14 protein-coding genes are annotated in these 17,559 nt (G+C 69.2%); 9 read left to right on the forward strand and 5 right to left on the reverse strand.

From position 1 onward, the window contains the following. The 5 genes from AWX74_RS20775 to AWX74_RS20795 all read left to right on the forward strand — a co-directional run. The coding region (locus AWX74_RS20775; RefSeq protein ID WP_165615707.1) for an amidohydrolase family protein at positions 1 to 462 on the forward strand (462 nt) is incomplete at its 5' end. Positions 463 to 720: 258 nt separating this feature from the next. Further along, positions 721 to 2,022, forward strand: a complete 1,302-nt coding sequence (locus AWX74_RS20780) for an acyl-CoA dehydrogenase family protein (protein WP_054568876.1) — start codon at positions 721 to 723, stop codon at positions 2,020 to 2,022. Further along, positions 2,019 to 3,041 carry a phosphotransferase family protein gene (locus AWX74_RS20785; RefSeq protein WP_091279516.1) on the forward strand — a complete coding sequence of 341 codons (1,023 nt, stop codon included), beginning with the start codon at positions 2,019 to 2,021 and terminating at the stop codon, positions 3,039 to 3,041. Before AWX74_RS20780 ends, AWX74_RS20785 begins: the two co-directional genes overlap by 4 nt. Further along, complete coding sequence (locus AWX74_RS20790) at positions 3,038 to 3,829, forward strand: enoyl-CoA hydratase-related protein (protein WP_091279520.1); 792 nt, start codon at positions 3,038 to 3,040, stop codon at positions 3,827 to 3,829. Before AWX74_RS20785 ends, AWX74_RS20790 begins: the two co-directional genes overlap by 4 nt. A 108-nt stretch (positions 3,830 to 3,937) precedes the next feature. Continuing rightward, positions 3,938 to 4,930 (forward strand): NADPH:quinone oxidoreductase family protein, encoded by a 993-nt coding sequence (locus AWX74_RS20795; RefSeq protein WP_091279524.1) that lies wholly within the window; start codon positions 3,938 to 3,940, stop codon positions 4,928 to 4,930. Between the two features lie 79 nt (positions 4,931 to 5,009). Here the strand turns inward: AWX74_RS20795 and AWX74_RS20800 are convergent, their stop codons facing one another. Next, on the reverse strand, positions 5,010 to 5,672 hold the full coding sequence (locus tag AWX74_RS20800; RefSeq protein ID WP_054568880.1) for a TetR/AcrR family transcriptional regulator: 663 nt from the start codon (positions 5,670 to 5,672) through the stop codon (positions 5,010 to 5,012). Positions 5,673 to 6,032: 360 nt separating this feature from the next. Between AWX74_RS20800 and AWX74_RS20805 the strand changes: the two genes are divergently transcribed. From AWX74_RS20805 to AWX74_RS20815, 3 genes are all read left to right on the forward strand, one after another. Beyond that, positions 6,033 to 6,869, forward strand: coding sequence for an undecaprenyl-diphosphate phosphatase (locus tag AWX74_RS20805; protein ID WP_054568881.1), 837 nt, complete (start codon positions 6,033 to 6,035; stop codon positions 6,867 to 6,869). Positions 6,870 to 7,370: 501 nt separating this feature from the next. Beyond that, positions 7,371 to 8,453 (forward strand): ABC transporter ATP-binding protein, encoded by a 1,083-nt coding sequence (locus tag AWX74_RS20810; RefSeq protein ID WP_091279527.1) that lies wholly within the window; start codon positions 7,371 to 7,373, stop codon positions 8,451 to 8,453. Continuing rightward, positions 8,450 to 9,811, forward strand: a complete 1,362-nt coding sequence (locus AWX74_RS20815) for an ABC transporter permease (RefSeq protein ID WP_091279530.1) — start codon at positions 8,450 to 8,452, stop codon at positions 9,809 to 9,811. The genes AWX74_RS20810 and AWX74_RS20815 overlap by 4 nt, the downstream gene beginning before the upstream one ends. Positions 9,812 to 9,916: 105 nt before the next feature. Here the strand turns inward: AWX74_RS20815 and AWX74_RS20820 are convergent, their stop codons facing one another. Beyond that, positions 9,917 to 10,711, reverse strand: coding sequence for a peptidoglycan recognition protein family protein (locus AWX74_RS20820; RefSeq protein ID WP_091279533.1), 795 nt, complete (start codon positions 10,709 to 10,711; stop codon positions 9,917 to 9,919). Positions 10,712 to 11,072: 361 nt separating this feature from the next. Here AWX74_RS20820 and AWX74_RS20825 point away from each other — a divergent pair, with 361 nt between their 5' ends. Beyond that, positions 11,073 to 11,726, forward strand: a complete 654-nt coding sequence (locus AWX74_RS20825; RefSeq protein WP_226931167.1) for a hypothetical protein — start codon at positions 11,073 to 11,075, stop codon at positions 11,724 to 11,726. A 57-nt stretch (positions 11,727 to 11,783) separates the two neighbouring features. Here AWX74_RS20825 and ahcY read toward each other — a convergent pair whose 3' ends face one another. The 3 genes from ahcY to AWX74_RS20840 all read right to left on the reverse strand — a co-directional run bounded on the left by ahcY (position 11,784) and on the right by AWX74_RS20840 (position 16,841). Further along, positions 11,784 to 13,220 carry an adenosylhomocysteinase gene (gene ahcY / locus AWX74_RS20830; protein WP_076828969.1) on the reverse strand — a complete coding sequence of 479 codons (1,437 nt, stop codon included), beginning with the start codon at positions 13,218 to 13,220 and terminating at the stop codon, positions 11,784 to 11,786. Positions 13,221 to 13,461: 241 nt separating this feature from the next. Beyond that, positions 13,462 to 16,230, reverse strand: a complete 2,769-nt coding sequence (locus tag AWX74_RS20835) for an efflux RND transporter permease subunit (protein ID WP_091279535.1) — start codon at positions 16,228 to 16,230, stop codon at positions 13,462 to 13,464. 404 nt (positions 16,231 to 16,634) lie between these two features. Further along, positions 16,635 to 16,841 carry a DUF1918 domain-containing protein gene (locus tag AWX74_RS20840; RefSeq protein WP_054568886.1) on the reverse strand — a complete coding sequence of 69 codons (207 nt, stop codon included), beginning with the start codon at positions 16,839 to 16,841 and terminating at the stop codon, positions 16,635 to 16,637. Between the last annotated feature and the right edge of the window lie 718 nt (positions 16,842 to 17,559).

The raw sequence follows: 17,559 nt of genomic DNA on the forward strand, positions 1-17,559 counted from the left end.
ATCGGCTGGATCCCGTTCTACCTCGACCGCTGCGACCGGCACTACACCAACCAGAAGTGGCTACGCCGCGACTTCGGTGGCCGGCTGCCCAGCGAGGTGTTCCGCGAGCACTCCCTGGCCTGCTACGTCACCGACCCGACCTCGCTGAAGCTGCGCCGCGAGATCGGCATCGACAACATCGCCTGGGAATGCGACTACCCCCACGCCGACTCGATCTGGCCGGACGCGCCCGAGTTCGTCCTCAACGAGCTGAACGGCGCCGGAGCGACCGACGAGGAGATCAACAAGATCACCTGGGAGAACGCCTGCCGGTTCTTCAACTGGGACCCGTTCGCCGAGATCCCCCGCGAGCGGGCCACCGTCGGCGCCCGGCGCGCCATCGCGACGGATGTCGACACCGCCATCCGCTCCCGCAAGGAATGGGCACGCCTCTTCGCGGAGAAGCAGGGCCAGAGCGCCTGAGTCAGGGCCGGAGTGCCTGGGCGAGGTAAGCGCCCAGCGCCCTGGCGAGGCAGCGAGTGCAGGGGGCCGCCGGTTGACCGGCGGCCCCCTTTTGCATGCCCGGCCACCCGCATGCCCGATCGCCGGCGTGCAGGCGGTGCCGGCGTGCCGGCGAGCCGGCTGGCGGGACGTCGGCGAGGATCGAAGTTCCAGAACCTCGGAAGTTGTGTTCTGTACTGCGAGAACGCTATTCTGAGCGGGCCGAGAGGAGTGCCGACGATGGCGTGGGATTTCGAGACGGAGCCCGAGTACCAGGCCCAGCTCGACTGGGCGGACGAGTTCGTCCGCGAGGAGGTCGAGCCCCTGGATCTTGCCTGGCCGAACCTGCAGTTCGTCCCGCCGGACGAGAACCTGCGGCGGGTCATCGATCCACTGCGGGCGCAGGTCAGGGAGCGTGGGCTGTGGGCCACGCATCTCGGCCCCGCGCTGGGCGGTCAGGGGCATGGGCAGCTGAAGCTGTCGCTGCTCAACGAGATCCTGGGCCGCTCGAGCTGGGCGCCGCTGATCTTCGGCTGCCAGGCGCCGGACACCGGCAACGCCGAGATCATCGCGCACTACGGCACGGAGGCGCAGAAGAAGCAGTACCTGCAGCCCCTGCTGGACGGCGAGTGCTTCTCGTCCTACTCGATGACCGAGCCGCAGGCCGGTTCGGACCCGACCCAGTTCACCTGCCGGGCGGAGAAGGACGGCGACGGCTGGGTCATCAACGGCTGGAAGTTCTTCTCCTCGAACGCCAGCACGGCGCGGTTCGTCATCGTCATGGTGGTCACCAACCCCGACGCAGGCGCGTACCGGGGCATGTCGATGTTCCTGATCCCGACGGACACGCCGGGCATCAACATCGTCCGCAACGTCGGGCTGCCGGGCGAGCCGCTGGGCGAGGGGCATCACGCCCTCATCCACTACGAGAACGTGCGGGTTCCCGACGACGCGCTGCTCGGTGGCGAGGGCCAGGCGTTCGCGATCGCCCAGACCCGCCTCGGTGGCGGGCGGATCCATCACGCCATGCGCACGATCGGCCTGGCGCAGAAGGCGCTGGACATGATGTGCGAGCGGGCGCTGAGCCGGCGTACCCAGGGCAGCCTGCTGGCCGACAAGCAGTTCGTCCAGGGCTTCATCGCCGACTCGTACGCGCAGCTCAAGCAGTTCCGGCTGCTCGTGATCCACACCGCGTGGGCGATCGACAAGCACAACGACTACCGCAAGGTCCGCAAGGACATCGCCGCCGTGAAGGTCGTGATGCCCGCGGTCCTGCACGACATCGCGTCGCGTTCGCTGCAGGTCCACGGCGCGCTGGGTGCCAGCAACGAGATGCCGTTCCACCAGATGGTGATGGGCTCGTACGTCATGGGCCTCGCCGACGGGCCCACCGAGGTGCACAAGGTCACTGTCGCCAAGCAGGTCCTGCGGGACTACAAGCCCAGCGACGACATCTGGCCCACGCAGCACCTGCCGAAGCGCCTCGCCGCGGCCAAGGAGAAGTACGCCGAGTTCCTGGACCACGAAGTGGGGAACCTGTGATCGACATCGATCGCCTTGCGACCTGGCTCGACGAGACCGGCCTGCCCGGCAAGGGCGAGCCGATCGAGGCCCGGTACGTCTCCGGCGGCACCCAGAACGAGATCTACGAGATCCGGCGCGGTGAGCTGCACGGCGCGCTGCGGATCCCGCCGGCGACGGCGCCCGCCAGCCGCGACGCCGGCATCCTGCGGGAGTGGCGCATCATCGAGGCCCTCGACGGGACGGACGTCCCGCACACCGAAGCCCTCGGCATGTGCGACGATCCCGCGGTTCTCGGCCGCACCTTCTACCTGATGGGCTTCGTCGACGGCTGGTCGCCGATGGACACCCGCGGCGCCTGGCCGGAGCCGTTCGCGTCCGACCTGGAGGCCCGCAAGGGGCTGTCCTACCAGCTCGCCGAGGGCATCGCGCTGCTGTCGAAGGTGGACTGGCAGGCCAAGGGCCTGCACGACCTCGGCCGGCCCGACGGATTCCACGAGCGGCAGGTCGACCGCTGGACGGCCTTCCTCGATCGGATCAAGAAGCGGGAGCTGCCCGGCTTCGACGTCGCCGCGAACTGGCTGCGCACCCACCGGCCGATCGACTTCGTCCCCGGGCTCATGCACGGCGACTACCAGTTCGCGAACGTCATGTTCCGGCACGGCGCGCCGGCGAAGCTGGCCGCGATCGTCGACTGGGAGATGGGGACCGTCGGCGACCCCAAGCTCGACCTGGCCTGGATGCTGCAGAGCTGGCCGGAGGACACCAGCTCACGCGAGCTGACCGGCAAGGGCTACGCGGATCTCTACGCCATGCCGACGAGGTCCCAGCTTCTCGCGCACTACGCGGAGGTTTCCGGCCGGCAGGTCGACGACTTCGACTACTACCTGATCCTCGCCAAGTTCAAGATCGCCATCGTGCTGGAGCAGGGCTTCCAGCGGGCGGGTGACGACGTCAAGCTGCAGTCGTTCGGGCCTGTCGTGCTGGGCGCGATGAAAGAGGCGGCAGACCTGGCCGAGACGACAGACTACCGGTCATGAGCGATACATCCGAAATCCTGCTGGAGCGCGTCGGCGCCACCCTGGTCATCCGGCTGAACCGGCCGGAGGCGCGCAACGCGCTGACGCCCTCGCTCCTGAGCGCGATCGGCCTGGCGGTCATCGAGGCGGAGTCCGATCCCGAGATCCGGGCGGCGATCCTCACCGCCACCGGCGATCGGGCGTTCTGCGTGGGCATGGACCTCAAGGCCTTCACCAAGGGCGCCAGCTACGGCGGCGGCTCGGAGGAGGACAAGAAGGGCCTCGAGGCCTTCGGGCGGCTGACGAAGGGGGAGGTGACCGTCCCCCTCATCGGCGCGGCGAACGGAACCGCGGTCGGTGGCGGCTTCGAACTGCTGCTCTCCTGTGACCTGGTTGTGGCCTCATCCGCGGCGAAGTTCGGCCTGCCCGAGGTGAAGCGGGGGCTGCTGGCCGCCGGTGGCGGTGCCGTCGCGATCGGCAGCCGGCTGCCGTTGGCACTCGCGCTCGAGCTGACCCTCACCGGGGACCTGTTCGACGCGGCCCGCGCGCAGCAGCTCGGGCTCGTCAACACGGTGGTAGAGCCGGCGCAGGTGCTCGAGGCGGCGCTCGCGCTCGCGGGGCGCGTCGCCGCCAACGGTCCGCTGGCCGTCGCGGCGACGAAGGAGATCGTCCGGGCCGCCGCGGCCGATCCGGCCCGTGGCCAGGAGCGGATGGCGCAGCTCTCACCGGCCGTCTTCGCCAGCGAGGACGCCAAGGAGGGCGCGATGGCGTTCATCGAGAAGCGTGAGCCCCAGTGGAAGGGACGCTGACCTTGCCGGAGGCCTTCGCCCGCATCCCACGCATCGCAGCCGCCCCCGTCGTCGCCCCAGCCCCCGCCGCCAGCGGCCGGGGCCGGGGCTGGGGCCGGGGCCGCTGAGATGCGGGCCGCTGTCTGCCGTGAGTACGGCCCACCGGACGTCGTTCGGGTCGAGGAGTTCCCGACCCCGGTTCCCGAGGCGGGCCAGGTCGCCGTGCGGGTGCACGCGGCGGCCGTGAACTTCTCCGACGTGCTGCTGGTCGCCGGTGAATACCAGATCAAGGTGCCGCCGCCGTTCGTGCCGGGCAGTGAGTTCGCCGGAGTGGTCGAAACGGTCGGGGAGGGCGTCACCGGCCTGGCCGTCGGCGACCGCGTCTTCGGTTCCGGCATCGTCGGCGGGTTCGGCGAGGTGGCCATCGGCCGCGCCGAGGGTGTCACCCGCACCCCGGACGCGATCTCCGATGATGTCGCCGCCGCCTTCGGGGTCGCGCACCGCACCTCGTACCACATGCTCCGGTCGGCGGCCGCCCTGGCGCCGGGCGAGCACCTCGTCGTGCTCGGCGCCGGTGGTGGTGTGGGGCTGGCCGCGGTGCAGCTCGGCGTGGCGCTGGGAGCGACGGTGACGGCGGTGGCGTCCTCGGCGCGGAAGCTGGAGGTCGCCGCGGCCAACGGAGCCACCAACCTCATCGATCATCGTTCGACGGACCTGCGCGCGGCGCTGAAGAAGACGCTTCCCGACGGGGCCGACGTCGTGATCGACCCGGTCGGAGGCGACCTGGCCGAGCCGGCGCTGCGTTGCCTGCGGTGGCGCGGCCGGTTCGTCACGGTCGGCTTCGCGGCGGGCACGATTCCGCGGATTCCGCTCAATCTGGTGCTGCTCAAGGGCATCCAGGTCACCGGGATGCAGCTGCGTGACTTCGGAACCCACGCTCCGGAGGAGATGCGGCGCAACGAGCGGGAGCTCATCGAGCTCTTCGCCGCCGGCAAGGTCAGTCCGCACATCGGCGCGACCTTCGCCTTCGAGGAAAGCGCGGCCGCCCTGCGCTATGTGGCCGACGGCCACGCGATCGGAAAGACGGTTCTCCGCATCGCCGGCAACAACGGCTGGGGCTGATCAGGGCTGACCGGCTCCAACGGCGCTGGCCCCGGTAACGGCCGGGGTCAGCGCCAGCGGAACCGCCCTGGCGCGGACATCACTCGCCGCGGGCTGCCGGTGGGTGTTCGATGACCGCGACGCAGAAGTCGACGAGGTGGCGCTGCTCGTCCTCGTCGGGGATCGTGCCGGGCTCCACATGTCGCTGCATCGTGCCGAGCACCGCGTCCTGGATCACCCGGGCGTCGAGGTCCGGCCGTGGGCGGCCGGCCGCGGTCAGCGGAGCGATGAGCAGGTCGCCGAGCTGCCCGTCCAGGGTGGCGCGCCCCGGAGCGGACTCGCCGGCGCGGGCGAGCAGCCGGTTCACCGTGGTGCCCTGCTGGGCCACGGTCGGCCGGGTGATCTGCGCGATCATGCCTTCGACCCACGCGGTCAGCTGGTCGACCGGCTCGGAATGCTTCGCCATCTGGTGGCGCAGATAGGAGTTCACGAGCATGATCCCGCGCTCCAGCACGGCGTGCATCAGCTCGTTCTTGCCGGCGAAGTACCGGTAGAAGGTCTGGTTGGACGTGCCGGCCTCGGCGACGATGTCGGCGACTTTCGGCTCGGCGGGCGAAACACGTACCGCGACCCGCAGCGCGGCGTTGAGGATCTGTTCGACCTCGCTCAACGCATCCCGCTGGTGGCGGTTCAGTGCACGGTCGACCGCGGCACGCACCGACGTCGGCACATCGTGCCATTCCACTCCGGTAGTGTCGCTCACGTCGCCGTCCTTTGGATGCGGGATGGAACAGGCGCGGAATTTTCTTCTGTTCCGCGCAGAAGTATATTCTGCGCCGCGCCGGCGGAGGGCCTCCCGCGGGTGGGGAGCAGCAGGCGGGCGCAGGCCGCACGACAGGCCGCGGCGTTGCCGGCTGTGGTGGTCGCTGTCCGCGCTGATGTCGCTGCTCGCGGGCGTCTGCTGCTTGTCGTGGCTGGTCGTCGGCCTGGTCGTCGGCCTGGCCGTCCGCTGAGACCAGCCCGCGGAAGCGGCCCGTGGCGGACCCGGTGCGAATAGCTGATCTTTCCCGGCATACACTTCTGCCGTCCGCTGGCCGGAGGTGGGCACCGAGGAAGGACTTGGATGAATATCGTCGAAGCGGTTTTCTTCGGTGCGGTCGAAGGGCTGACCGAGTTTCTCCCGATCTCCAGCACCGGTCATCTGACGATCATGGAGAAGGCCCTCGGTTACGAGATCGACAGCCCGGACATCACCGCCTTCACAGCGATCATCCAGGTTGGTGCGGTCTTTGCCACGCTGCTGTATCTCCGGCACGATTTCCGGCGCATCATCGCGGCCCTGGGTCGCGGGGCGACGCGCCCGGCATACCGGGATCATCCGGACTTCCGGTTCGGTGTGGCCGTGATCGTCGGGTCAATCCCGATCGGGATCGTCGGGCTTCTGTTCAAGGACCAGATCGAGACGACCCTGCGGAGTCTGTGGTTCGTCAGCCTCGCGCTGGTCGGGTGGAGCGGGGTCATGGCCTATGCCGACCGCGTTGCCACCCAGAAGCGCCACGAGGATGACGTCACCTGGAAGGACACCCTGGTCATCGGGGTCGTCCAGTGCATGGCCCTGATTCCCGGGATCTCACGTTCCGGCTCGACGATGTCGGCCGGTCTGCTGCGCGGGATCGACCGCGTCACGGTGACCCGGCTGTCGTTCTTCCTCTCCATCCCCGCGCTTTTCGCCGCGGCGCTGCTCCAGGTCGTCACAGAGTCGGCCAACATCTCGAACGGTGTCGGCTGGACCATGACCATCACCGCGACGGCGGTGAGTTTCGTGACCGCCTATTTCGCCATCTCCTGGCTGCTCAAGTTCGTCGCGCGGCACAGCTACAGCGTCTTCATCATCTACCGGCTCGCCCTCGGCAGCGTGCTGCTCTTCCTGCTGGGAACCGGCCTCATTTCGGCCACCTGATCTCGGCCATCGGACCGTCTCGGTCACCGGGACGTCTCGGCGACCGGAGCGCGGCCAGCGGCCCGCCGGCCGCATACAGGCGCTCCGTCTTCGGTAACCCGCCGCACCTCCAGTGCCGGTTTACCGCCAGGATGTAGGGCCGCGCTGACGGCGCTGGCCGCGTGGGCAGCGCTGTGCGCCGATGAGGCCCGGTCGGCTCCTGGCGGGTGCGCAGGCTCCCCGCCGCCGCCGCGGCCGGCGTTGTCAACGGACAAGAGTGGAGGATTTTGGTCGTCAGGACGACCAAAATCCTCCACTCTTCGGGTCGGCGCGCCCCTGAATGAGACAGGATCCAGCCGGTGGATGCATGAATGAGCGAAAACGACCAGTTCTACGCTCTCCCGGTGGCCAGCTGCGTCCCGGTGCATGGCTGGTCGAGCGGCGATTCGACATCAAAGTGGCAGAACTTTCTGCCGTTACGATGTCATCGACCGCGCGTCGGGGGCGATCCGGAGGTGGCTGATGGCGAACAGGCGTCTGGAGATCGACGGCGTTCGCAAACGCTACGGCGAGGTGACCGCTCTCGACGGCATGACGTTTGACGTGCGCGCCGGGGAGCTTTTCGGTTTCGTCGGCAGTAACGGCGCTGGCAAGACGACGACGATGCGGATCGTGCTCGGGGTGCTCGCGGCCGACGCGGGTGAGGTCCGCTGGGCCGGTCGGCCGGTCGACCTCGCCGTCCGTCGCCGGATCGGCTACATGCCGGAAGAGCGGGGTCTTTACCCCAAGATGAAGGTCCGGGACCAGATCGTCTACCTGGCCCGGCTGCACGGGATGCCGTCCGGGGCCGCCCGACGCAGCGCCGAGGCGTGGCTGGAGCGGCTCGGTGTGGCGGCACGGCGCGACGACGAGGTCCAGAACCTCAGCCTCGGCAACCAGCAGCGCGTTCAGCTCGCCGCGGCGCTCGTCCACGACCCGGAGGTCCTCGTGCTCGACGAGCCGTTCTCCGGCCTGGACCCGGTCGCGGTCGACGTGATGAGCCAGGTGCTGCGCGAACGCAGCGCGGCCGGGGTCCCCGTGGTGTTCTCCAGCCACCAGCTGGAGCTCGTCGAGCGGCTCTGTGACCGGGTCGGCATCGTCGCCTCGGGCCGCATGGTCGCCTGCGGCACGGTGGATGAGCTGCGCAGGGCCGGGACCGAGCAGATCGTGGTGGAGGTGCCCGGCGCGCCCGCCGGGTGGGCGCTCGACCTGCCCGGAATCACCGTCCGCCACACCGAGGGGGACCGGACGACCGTCGATCTCGCCCCGGGAGCGGACGATCAGGATCTGTTGCGCCGGGCGCTGGCGGCCGGGCCGGTGCGCGAGTTCCGCCGCCGCAGGCCGACGCTGGCGGAGCTGTTCCGCTCGGTGACCACTGTCTCCGCCGTGGCCACCGTCCCCGCTGCGGCCGGTGGCTCCGCCGGCGGGCCGGGTGACGTCCCGAGCCCTGCTGGGCGGACGGGGCCAGCCGGGCTAGCTGGGCCTGCCGGGCTTACTGCGTCTGCCGGGCTGGGGAGCTCCGGCAATGACGACGTGCGGGCGGCAGATGAGGAGACGGCGGTATGAGCACCGGAGCCGACGGCGGGTCCGGCGGAGACAAGGGACAGCTCCCCAGCGTCCCGACGCAGGGTGGCACGCCGCCGGACGACCGTGGGGCGTGGGTGACCGGGCCGCCGGCCGCCTCGGCGTCCGGACGGGCGGCCGCCGGGACGCCCGAGCACGGCGGGTTCCCGCCCCTGGCCGCCTGGGTGGTGGTGCGCCTCGTCGCCGGGCGGGAGCTGGCCATCCGGCTGCGTTCGAAGGTCTTCGTGATCACGACGGCCGCGTTCCTGGTGCTGCTGGTCGGAGCTTCGGTGGTGATCAGCATGCTGGGTGGGCACGAGTCCGCGAAGTCGGTCGGTCTCCTCGCGGCGGAGTCCGTGCTCGCCGATCCGCTTGAGGCCGTCGCCGGTGGCCTGGGGGTTGACGTCGCGACCCGTGAGGTGCCCGACGAGGCCACCGGTCTGCGCGAGGTCTCCGACGGTGATCTCGATGTGCTGGTGACCGCCGCTCCGAGCGGTCTGCGGGTCGCGGTCAAGGAGGAGCTGGGCGAAGACCTGCGTGGGGTCCTCGCGGTGCTGGCCCGGCAACAGGTGCTCGACAACGAGATCAGCGTGCTCGGCGGGGATCCGGCCCGGGTCAACGAGACCGTCGCCGCCGCCGGCCTGGACGTCGCGGAGCTCGACCCCGTACCGGATGACCAGGACGAACGGCTCTTCCTGGGGCTGGCATCGGCCTTCCTGATCTACATGGGCCTGATGCTCTTCGGACCGGCGGTCTCGCAGGGCGTGGTCGAGGAGAAGTCGAGCCGGGTCGTGGAGCTGCTGTTGTCGACGGTCCGGCCGTGGACGCTCATGGCGGGCAAGGTCCTGGGCATCGGGCTGGTCGCGCTGATCCAGATGGTCGTGATCGCCGGCGGTGGGCTGGTCGCCGCGCTGACCACCGGCGCGCTCGAGCTGCCGTCCAGCGAGGCGACCGGCACCGTCGTCTGGTCCGTGGCCTGGTACGTGATCGGATTCTTCCTGTACGCGCTGCCGTTCGCGGCGGTCGGCGCGATGGTGTCCAGGCAGGAGGATCTCGGCGGGATCTCCAGCCCCATCGTGCTGGCGCTCATCGTCCCCTGGGTGGTCGGGGTCTCGATCGTGCCCGGTGATCCCGACAACGGCCTGGTCGAGATCCTCTCCCTGGTTCCGTTGTTCTCTCCGCTGCTCATGCCGATGCGTATCGCGCTCGGGGTGGCGCCGCTCTGGCAGCTCGTCCTGTCCGTGCTCCTGGCCCTGGCCCTGATCGGCCTGCTCATCCGGATCACCGGCCGGATCTACCACAACGCGGTCCTCCGAACCGGTGCCCGTGTCGCGTTCAAGGAGGCCGTGCGCCGGGCCTGAGCGGCCTGTGTCCCGGGGTCCGCCGTGTTCCCGGAGTCCGCCGTGTTCCCGGGGTTCCCCAGGCCGTTCGAAGAGGAGAGGATTCTCGTCTTCCCGCCGCCCGCGCTAAACCTGCCGGTTCATGCCGGTGAGCACATATCCGATCTTGCGCCAGGTGTTGGGGCCGCAGACGCCGTCGTCGGGAATGCGTCCGAACCATGGCGTGGCATAGCGCTGCACGGCCGCCACCCGCGTGGTCGTCAGCGGCCCGTACACCCCGTCGGGGACGAGCCGGTAAGGGTCGCCGGATGTCGCCTCGTGACCGAAGATGATGTTCAGTGCGTTCTGGAGGGTGACGACCTCGAGCCCGCGGGACTTCTCCCGCAGGGTTGGCATGCCCGCGTAGCGCTGGCGGGGGTCCGCCAGCGTGGCGGGGCCCAGCGCGGCCGCAAGGATGTCTCCTCTGCGGTTGGCCCGGATCTCCCCGGGGCAGGAATGCGCTCCCCACGCCGCGCCACCCATGCGGTGGGTGCCGAGCCCGTAGCCGTTCACCGAATCGGTGATCTCAGCCCGCCAGCCGAATTCGCGGATTCCCCACGCGAAGAACTCGCCGAGCCGGGTGATCTGGATCGGTGTGTAGTCCTCGGTGTCGTACCCCTCGCACTCGACACTGATCCAGAACGAGTTTCCCGCGGCCTGCGCCCAGGCTCGACGGTCGAACGGGACGTACTGCTCGAACTCGCCCGTCTTCGCCAGCCACAGATGTGCGCTCACCTCGCTGGCCGGGTTGTCGAACCATCCGAACAACGATCCGTTGCCGACCTGGACGTGCGGAATCAGACCGCGGGTCGGCTGCGTCGTAGTGCCCGAGGTGTTCCGGACCGGGCGGTAGGTCGCAGGTGGGTAGAGAGTGGTCGCCATTTTCCTCTTGTTCCACAGATGTCCGCCGGCACGCATGGCGCCTGCCCGGCCCGGCCTGGCCTGCCTCGCTGAGGGATTCCTACCGCTACGCTTCAGGCGCGCCGCATCTGGGTCATTCATGTCATGGGGTGGATGCCGCCGGTAAGTGAGCACCGACATCCCATTTCTGGCGGTGTATGAAGATTGTCATGGTTGTCACGCGGTTCCGCGGCGTGTGTCGGCGGCGGAGCCGCGTGACGGTGTGACGGGGCTGGTGTCGTCAAGACGACAGCGCGTGTGTTGCCCGGCAGCTGGGCGTCGACGTCCGTCCGACATGTTTGTCTGACTACCTGTGCAGGGGGAGGTGTTCACGGTGACAGTCATGCGATCAGTTCGGATCGGCAGGATGGGGCTCGCCGCTGTTCTGACCGTCGTGGGCGGGCTCGCGGTGGCCGGTCAGCCGGCCGCCCAGGCGGGTGGTACGCCGGCAGCCGAATGCCCCAGCGGGCGGGAGTACACGGTGAGCGCCCCGGGCGACGAGCCGGATGCCGGCACACCGGTGCAACTCGCCGCCGGGTACTACGCGCAGACAGCGTCCTTCTGGCCGCCGCGGTCCGCCATCCTGTGCGAGACGGGCTCGGGCCGAGCCCAGCCGAGCGCAGGGGTGGCCGCGTCCAACGACGTGGGCTGCGGCACTGGGGCCCGCGAACTGCTGGTACCCGACGAGATTCCGGCCGGCTTCGAGTCCGCGGAGGTGGCGCGCTCCGGGGCCTACCTGCCCGCGGGCTGGTACACGCTTGCCGCAGAGCTGGACGCGTCGGAGCTGGACGCGCAGGCCGCTGGCAGTGCCGGCACCGCGCGGTCGGCGCACGCACCGTCACATCCACACACGAAGATCACCTGGACGGCGGTGTGCTGGTACCGCACGGCCCCGCCCGCCGCTACGCCTGACCCCGCGAAGCCTGACGTGGTGAAGCCTGACGTGGTGAAGCCGGAGTCGGCGAAGCCTGACGCCGTGCAGCCTGACGTGGGGTGACGCGACGAGGGCCGCCCCCCGGGAACGGGGACGGCCCTCGTCGTCGAACCTGGAAGATCAGTAGCGGTAGTGGTCCGCCTTGTACGGGCCCTCCACCGGGACGCCGATGTAGTCCGCCTGCTGCTTTGTCAGCGTCGTGAGCTTGACGCCGAGTGCGTCCAGGTGCAACCGGGCGACCTTCTCGTCGAGGTGCTTGGGCAGGATGTAGACCCCGACCGGGTACTGGTCGGTCTTGGTGAACAGCTCGATCTGCGCGATCACCTGGTTGGTGAAGCTGTTCGACATCACGAAGCTCGGGTGGCCGGTGGCGCAGCCGAGGTTCATCAGCCGGCCCTCGGCCAGCACGATGATCGAGTGCCCGTCCGGGAACACCCACTCGTCGACCTGCGGCTTGATGTTGACCTTCTCGATGCCTTCGACCTTCGCCAGGCCGGCCATGTCGATCTCGTTGTCGAAGTGGCCGATGTTGGAGACGATCGCCTGGTGCTTCATCGCGGCCATGTGGCTGGCCATGATGATGTTGAAGTTTCCGGTGGTCGTCACGAAGATGTCGGCGATCGAGACGACGTCCTCGAGGGTGGCGACCTGGAAGCCGTCCATCGCGGCCTGCAGGGCGCAGATCGGGTCGATCTCGGTGACGATGACGCGGGCGCCCTGGCCGCGCAGCGCGTCCGCGCAGCCCTTGCCGACGTCGCCGTAGCCGGCGACGACCGCGACCTTGCCGCCGATGAGCACGTCGGTCGCCCGGTTCAGGCCGTCGATGACGGAGTGGCGGCAGCCGTACTTGTTGTCGAACTTCGACTTGGTGACCGAGTCGTTCACGTTGATCGCGGGGAAGGCCAGCGTGCCCGCCTTCGCCATCTCGTACAGCCGGTGGACGCCGGTCGTGGTCTCCTCGGTGACGCCCTTGATCGAGGCGGCGGCCGCGGTCCAGCGGCCCGGCTTCGCGGCGATCGTCTGGCGCAGCGTCTCAAGGATGATCGCGTACTCCTCGGAGTCCGCGGTGTCGGTCGCCGGCACGGCGCCCGCCAGCTCGAACTCGGCGCCCTTGTGGACGAGCAGGGTCGCGTCACCGCCGTCGTCGAGGATCATGTTCGGGGCGCCGCCGTCCGGCCAGGCCAGCGCCTGGTCGGTGCACCACCAGTACTCCTCGAGGGTCTCGCCCTTCCAGGCGAAGACGGGCACGCCCTGCGGGTCGTCCTTGGTGCCGTTCGGCCCGACGACGATCGCAGCGGCCGCGTGGTCCTGGGTGGAGAAGATGTTGCAGGAAACCCAGCGGACGTCGGCGCCAAGCGCGACCAGCGTCTCGATCAGCACGGCGGTCTGGATGGTCATGTGCAGGGAACCCATGATCCGGGCGCCCTTCAGGGGCTGGCTGGCGGCGTACTCCGCGCGGGTAGCCATCAGCCCGGGCATCTCGTGCTCGGCAAGCCGGATCTCCTTGCGGCCGAACTCGGCCAGCGCGAGATCCGCGACCTTGAAGTCGAAAGTCATGCCTTCTCCTCGTTGCGCTCGGATGGCTGCCGAGCCTCTGTGGCGGTGTCACGTTCCGCTGCCGGCCGGCTCTGTGACCGTCATTGGCAGACGGCGGTGTGAGCTTTGAGCGTGCCATAGGCGTGAGGAACCGCGAAGACCCGGCCCGGTCGCGTCACATCGGGCCGGGTCTTCACCGGATAGCGCGTTGTCCCGCGTCACGCGGAGCGAGCCACCGCACTGTTTCGAGCGCTCGAATGTCTCAGCTCTCGGCCGTGTCACCAGCCGTGGGCCTGGCTGTGTCACCAGCCGTGGGCTCGGCCGTGCCACCAGCACTGGCGTCGGCGCTGGGGCCGGCGCTGGGGCCGGCCACGTCGTCGGCCGGCGCGGCGGCCGACGGCACCACGGCCGACGGCACCACGGCCGACGGCACCACGGCCGACGGCACCACGGCCGACGGCACCACGGCCGACGGCACCACGGCCGCCGGTGCCGCGGAGGCGGGTGCCGCGGAGGCCGGTGCGGGGGCGTTCGGCACCGCGGAGGCCGGCACCGGCGCGGCGGGGCTGGTGCCCGCGGGCACCAGCTGCGGGCCGCGGTAGACCCAGCCGCGTTCGTCCGCCCACAGCAGCAGCGGCGGCAGCACGATCAGTGCCGAGAGCAGGGCCACCCCGACGTTGAGGGCCACCACGAGGCCGAAGTCGCGCAGCAGCGGCAGCGAGCTGAACGCCAGGACCACGATTCCGATCACGGCGGCGAGCGCCGAGACCATGAAGGCGACTCCGGTCCGGGCCGCCGCCTCCTCGGTGGCTGCCAGCGGGTCCCGTCCACGCTGTCGTTCTTCGACGTGCCGCATGACGATCAGCGTGGTGAACTCGGTGCAGAGCGCGATCACGAGTGGTCCGCCGACCGCGGTGAGCGGGCTGAGCTCGAAGCCCGCGAGACGGGAGATGATGGCCGTCAGACCCACCGCGATCAGCACGGGAACCACCGACACCACCGCGCGGACGATGTTCAGGTGGCGCAGCAGCAGGATGATGAAAACGCCGATCAACGCGAAGTAGGTCAGCTCGACGCGGTTCTTCTCGAAGTTCTCCAGCAGCCCGGTGCCGACGACGGCGAGACCCGATGGTGTCGCGCGGATTCCCTCCGGGGGAGTGACCGTGTCCCGGATGTCGTTCACGACGACGGCGCGTTCCTCCAGCGCTCCCGGCCCGGTGCGGAAGATCAGGTTGAGTGCCTTCCCGTCGATGTCGACGGTGCTCTTCCTGATCGGTTCCGGTGTGACGTCATACGCCAGCCGGATGTCTTTGCCGGTCGGCGCGAGCAGGGTGGTGTTCGGCACCTCCATGAGGAAGCTGACCGTGGTCACCAGGCTCGAAGCCGTCAGCAGCTCGTTGGGGTGCTCGTCGAGCTGCTGGTAGGCGAGGTCGTGGACGAACTTGACGGTCCTGTCGTCGAAGATGTCGTCCGACTGGATGAAGATGCCCAGCTCGCTGCTGGAACCGGTCTGCGCCTTGAGGTACTGGATGTCGTGCACGACCTGGGAGTTCTGGTTGACCCACTTCTCCGGGTCCGTCTGGACCTTGAGGTCACCTTCGACGACGAGCCCGCCGGCGAAGATGCCGGCGGCGATGACGACGAGCGGGATCGCGGCCAGCCGGGGCAGGGATCCGAGCCAGACGACGGTGTGGCCGAGCGCGCCGCGTGAGGCGTCCTTCGGCGCGGTGGGGGAGCGGCGCTCCCGGAAGCCGAGTGAGGCGGTGCTGAGCAGCACGGTCGCGAGGACGATGACCGGCAGTCCGATGGCGAGCAGGACGCCGAAGTCACGGATCATCGGGACCTCGCTGAACTCCAGCGCGAGGAACGCGACGACACCGGCGACGGTGGCCAGCGCCAGCGCCGGCATGAGGTGGCCCAGCGCCGCCGCGACGGGTTCCCGGGCCCGGTCGAGCTGCGCTTCCTCCTGTACCCGGCTGTGTAGCTGCACGGCGAAGTCGATGCCGACGCCGAGCAGGACGGGCATGCCGGCGATGGTGACCACCGAGAGCGGGATGTCCAGGTAGCCGGCCAGCCCGAAGGCCCACACCAGCCCGATGCCCACGACCGCCAGGGGCAGCAGCCGCCAGCGGACGGCGAACGCGATCAGCAGCAGCGCGGCCATGATGAGCAGCGAAATTCCACCCAGAGTGAGGAAGCCGCCGCGCAGGTAGTCGTTGATGTCACGGAGCAGGACCGCCGCGCCGGTGGTCATGACGTCGGCGTTGTCGAAGGTCAGCCCGTTCATGGCGTTCTCGACCGCGGTGGCGCCCTTGCCCTCGTCCTTGATCGAGGCGTTTCCGGTCAGCCGCACGATCATCTGCGCGTTCTTGTCCGTCGGGAAGAACGACTGCAGTGACTTGCGGATGCCCCCGGAGTTGTCATGCAGCAAGAAATCAACCCACGCCGGATCATCGAACGTGCGCTGATCCTGGGGAATCGCGTTCGCCCGCTCCAGCGTCCGCAGCGAGTCCGCGAGCCGAACTGCCTGGGACTTCGGGTCGGGATCACGCTGCTGCGCCGCCAGCAGGATCTTCCCGGCCGCGCTGTTGATGATTTGACCGTCCGAGCTCGTCACGAGATTCGCGGTGAACTGGAGCGCCGTGAGCGGCGTGATCACGCTCTCGATGCGAGGGTCCTTCTCCAGGGTGGCCGACAGATCCCGGAACTTCTTGACGTTGGCGGCGGTGAAGAGATCGACCAGGTCGGCGTCGGGCTTCGTCGTGAAGAGCGTGATCATCGCCTGGCCGCCGAAGAGGTCCTGGTAGGCGACGTTGTCCTTCGCGACCTGCGAGTCCGCGTTGAGGTAGTTCTCCTGACCGGTGGTGAACTCCAGCCTGGTCAGGCCAAGTCCGAGTGCCACCGTGACGATCGCGGTGACGGCTGCGACCAGGCCGGTTCGGCTACCGACCACCCGCCCGACGCCGAACCAGAAACGGGCCGTGCCGCCTGGTCGGGAAGACCTGTCAGACGGCACTGACGAACTTGGCATCAAGTTGCTCCGGGATCAGCGTTGCGCTCGGTGCACCCCCACAGGGGCACACCCGAGACGGTTTCCATGGTGTATAACGCACATCACATCCAGGAGCCGACCCCTGGCGTACGGCAATCTTTCCGGACCGGAGTCGAACCGGGACCCGGACAGACCGTACGTGCCAACAGGTAGTCGTTTCTGTCGCGCACCGTGGTGATTTGGTCCGGGTCGGCACAATTACCTTGGCGGTGGTGGGGTCGGTGCCCCGATCGGGCGATTGATCTGGCTGAACCGACGTCCGGGCCGCCCGGAGGCGGGTGGACGTCCAGCCCGTGGCGGACTGCGCGTGGGTGGGCCTCCGGCGCCCCAGAGGCCATGAGCGGGTGCTGGGGAAGTGGGCCGTGGGGCGCCGGGGCCAGTTCTCAGACGGTCACATGCTCACGTGCCGGCCGCAGTTCGATGTTCGAGTCGGCGCCAGGGAAGAAAAGGCCCTCGTGGCCGTCGTCCCAGCGGACCATGAACGGCGGCCCGCCGGCTGCCCCGCGGACCTCGATGATCACGCCGTGACGCTCGGGGTCCCCTACCGTCCGGCCGTGGACGACGAAGCGGTCGCCTACCGATGCGTACATGATGTTTCTCCCTTCGGCCTCGGTGCGCGATGCCAGCGATCGAGGTGGCACGCCCGGAGCAGCCGTCCCGCCACCATCGCCCGGCGGCTCCGCCGGTCGCGGCCTCCGGGGTCATGGCGTCCTGGGACGTGGCGCCCTGGGCCGTTCGGGCGGAGCGGTAGTTCCGGGGTAACACGGTTCGCGGCCACCGGCAGGTCGGAAGGGACGCATGCCGTAAAGGTCCGCTTCATCAATTTTGCGTGCTTCGCCGGGCGTGTGGGTTGATCGAGGGATGTTCCTGCGTCCCTGCTGCTGGCAACCCATGTGATATAGGCCACGATCGGCCCGGTTGGTGTGGGTCGTGAGAGCGACGTCTCCTGCGGCTTCGGATGGGGCGGCGGTGGCTGCGCCGGGGTGTGCCTGTTGCCAGGGAAGGCGCGGAGTGGCACGTTGGCAGCCGCTGGCGACAGTGCAGGCCTTGCGTGGGGGTGACCGTTCGGTGTCGCCCGCCTGACAGAGCGACGGGACAAGCGCGCCCATGTGGTGGAAATAGCCGAGGGTTGTTCGCTGTTGGTTTATCTCACTGTCACTTCACCGCCGACCGGTGCGACATGTCGGCGAGTCACCGCGGTGACCCTGACCGGGCGATCCGCCGGGGGTGGTGACGGAGTGTCAGTACCCGGCCGTGTTGTGGGATGAGTGGGGCATCACAGGGATTCGATCCTTGCTCTGCTTACCG

This window comes from Parafrankia irregularis (assembly GCF_001536285.1).
Lineage (GTDB): Bacteria > Actinomycetota > Actinomycetes > Frankiales > Frankiaceae > Parafrankia > Parafrankia irregularis.

Excerpts from the sequence above, each read along its gene's own strand:
- AWX74_RS20780 (WP_054568876.1), top strand. The coding sequence starts at position 721 with ATGGCGTGGGATTTCGAGACGGAGCCCGAGTACCAGGCCCAGCTCGAC.
- AWX74_RS20790 (WP_091279520.1), top strand. The coding sequence starts at position 3,038 with ATGAGCGATACATCCGAAATCCTGCTGGAGCGCGTCGGCGCCACCCTG.
- AWX74_RS20795 (WP_091279524.1), top strand. The coding sequence starts at position 3,938 with ATGCGGGCCGCTGTCTGCCGTGAGTACGGCCCACCGGACGTCGTTCGG.
- AWX74_RS20805 (WP_054568881.1), top strand. The coding sequence starts at position 6,033 with ATGAATATCGTCGAAGCGGTTTTCTTCGGTGCGGTCGAAGGGCTGACC.
- AWX74_RS20810 (WP_091279527.1), top strand. The coding sequence starts at position 7,371 with ATGGCGAACAGGCGTCTGGAGATCGACGGCGTTCGCAAACGCTACGGC.
- AWX74_RS20815 (WP_091279530.1), top strand. The coding sequence starts at position 8,450 with ATGAGCACCGGAGCCGACGGCGGGTCCGGCGGAGACAAGGGACAGCTC.
- AWX74_RS20820 (WP_091279533.1), bottom strand. The coding sequence starts at position 10,711 with ATGGCGACCACTCTCTACCCACCTGCGACCTACCGCCCGGTCCGGAAC.
- AWX74_RS20825 (WP_226931167.1), top strand. The coding sequence starts at position 11,073 with ATGCGATCAGTTCGGATCGGCAGGATGGGGCTCGCCGCTGTTCTGACC.
- ahcY (WP_076828969.1), bottom strand. The coding sequence starts at position 13,220 with ATGACTTTCGACTTCAAGGTCGCGGATCTCGCGCTGGCCGAGTTCGGC.
- AWX74_RS20835 (WP_091279535.1), bottom strand. The coding sequence starts at position 16,230 with ATGCCAAGTTCGTCAGTGCCGTCTGACAGGTCTTCCCGACCAGGCGGC.
- AWX74_RS20840 (WP_054568886.1), bottom strand. The coding sequence starts at position 16,841 with ATGTACGCATCGGTAGGCGACCGCTTCGTCGTCCACGGCCGGACGGTA.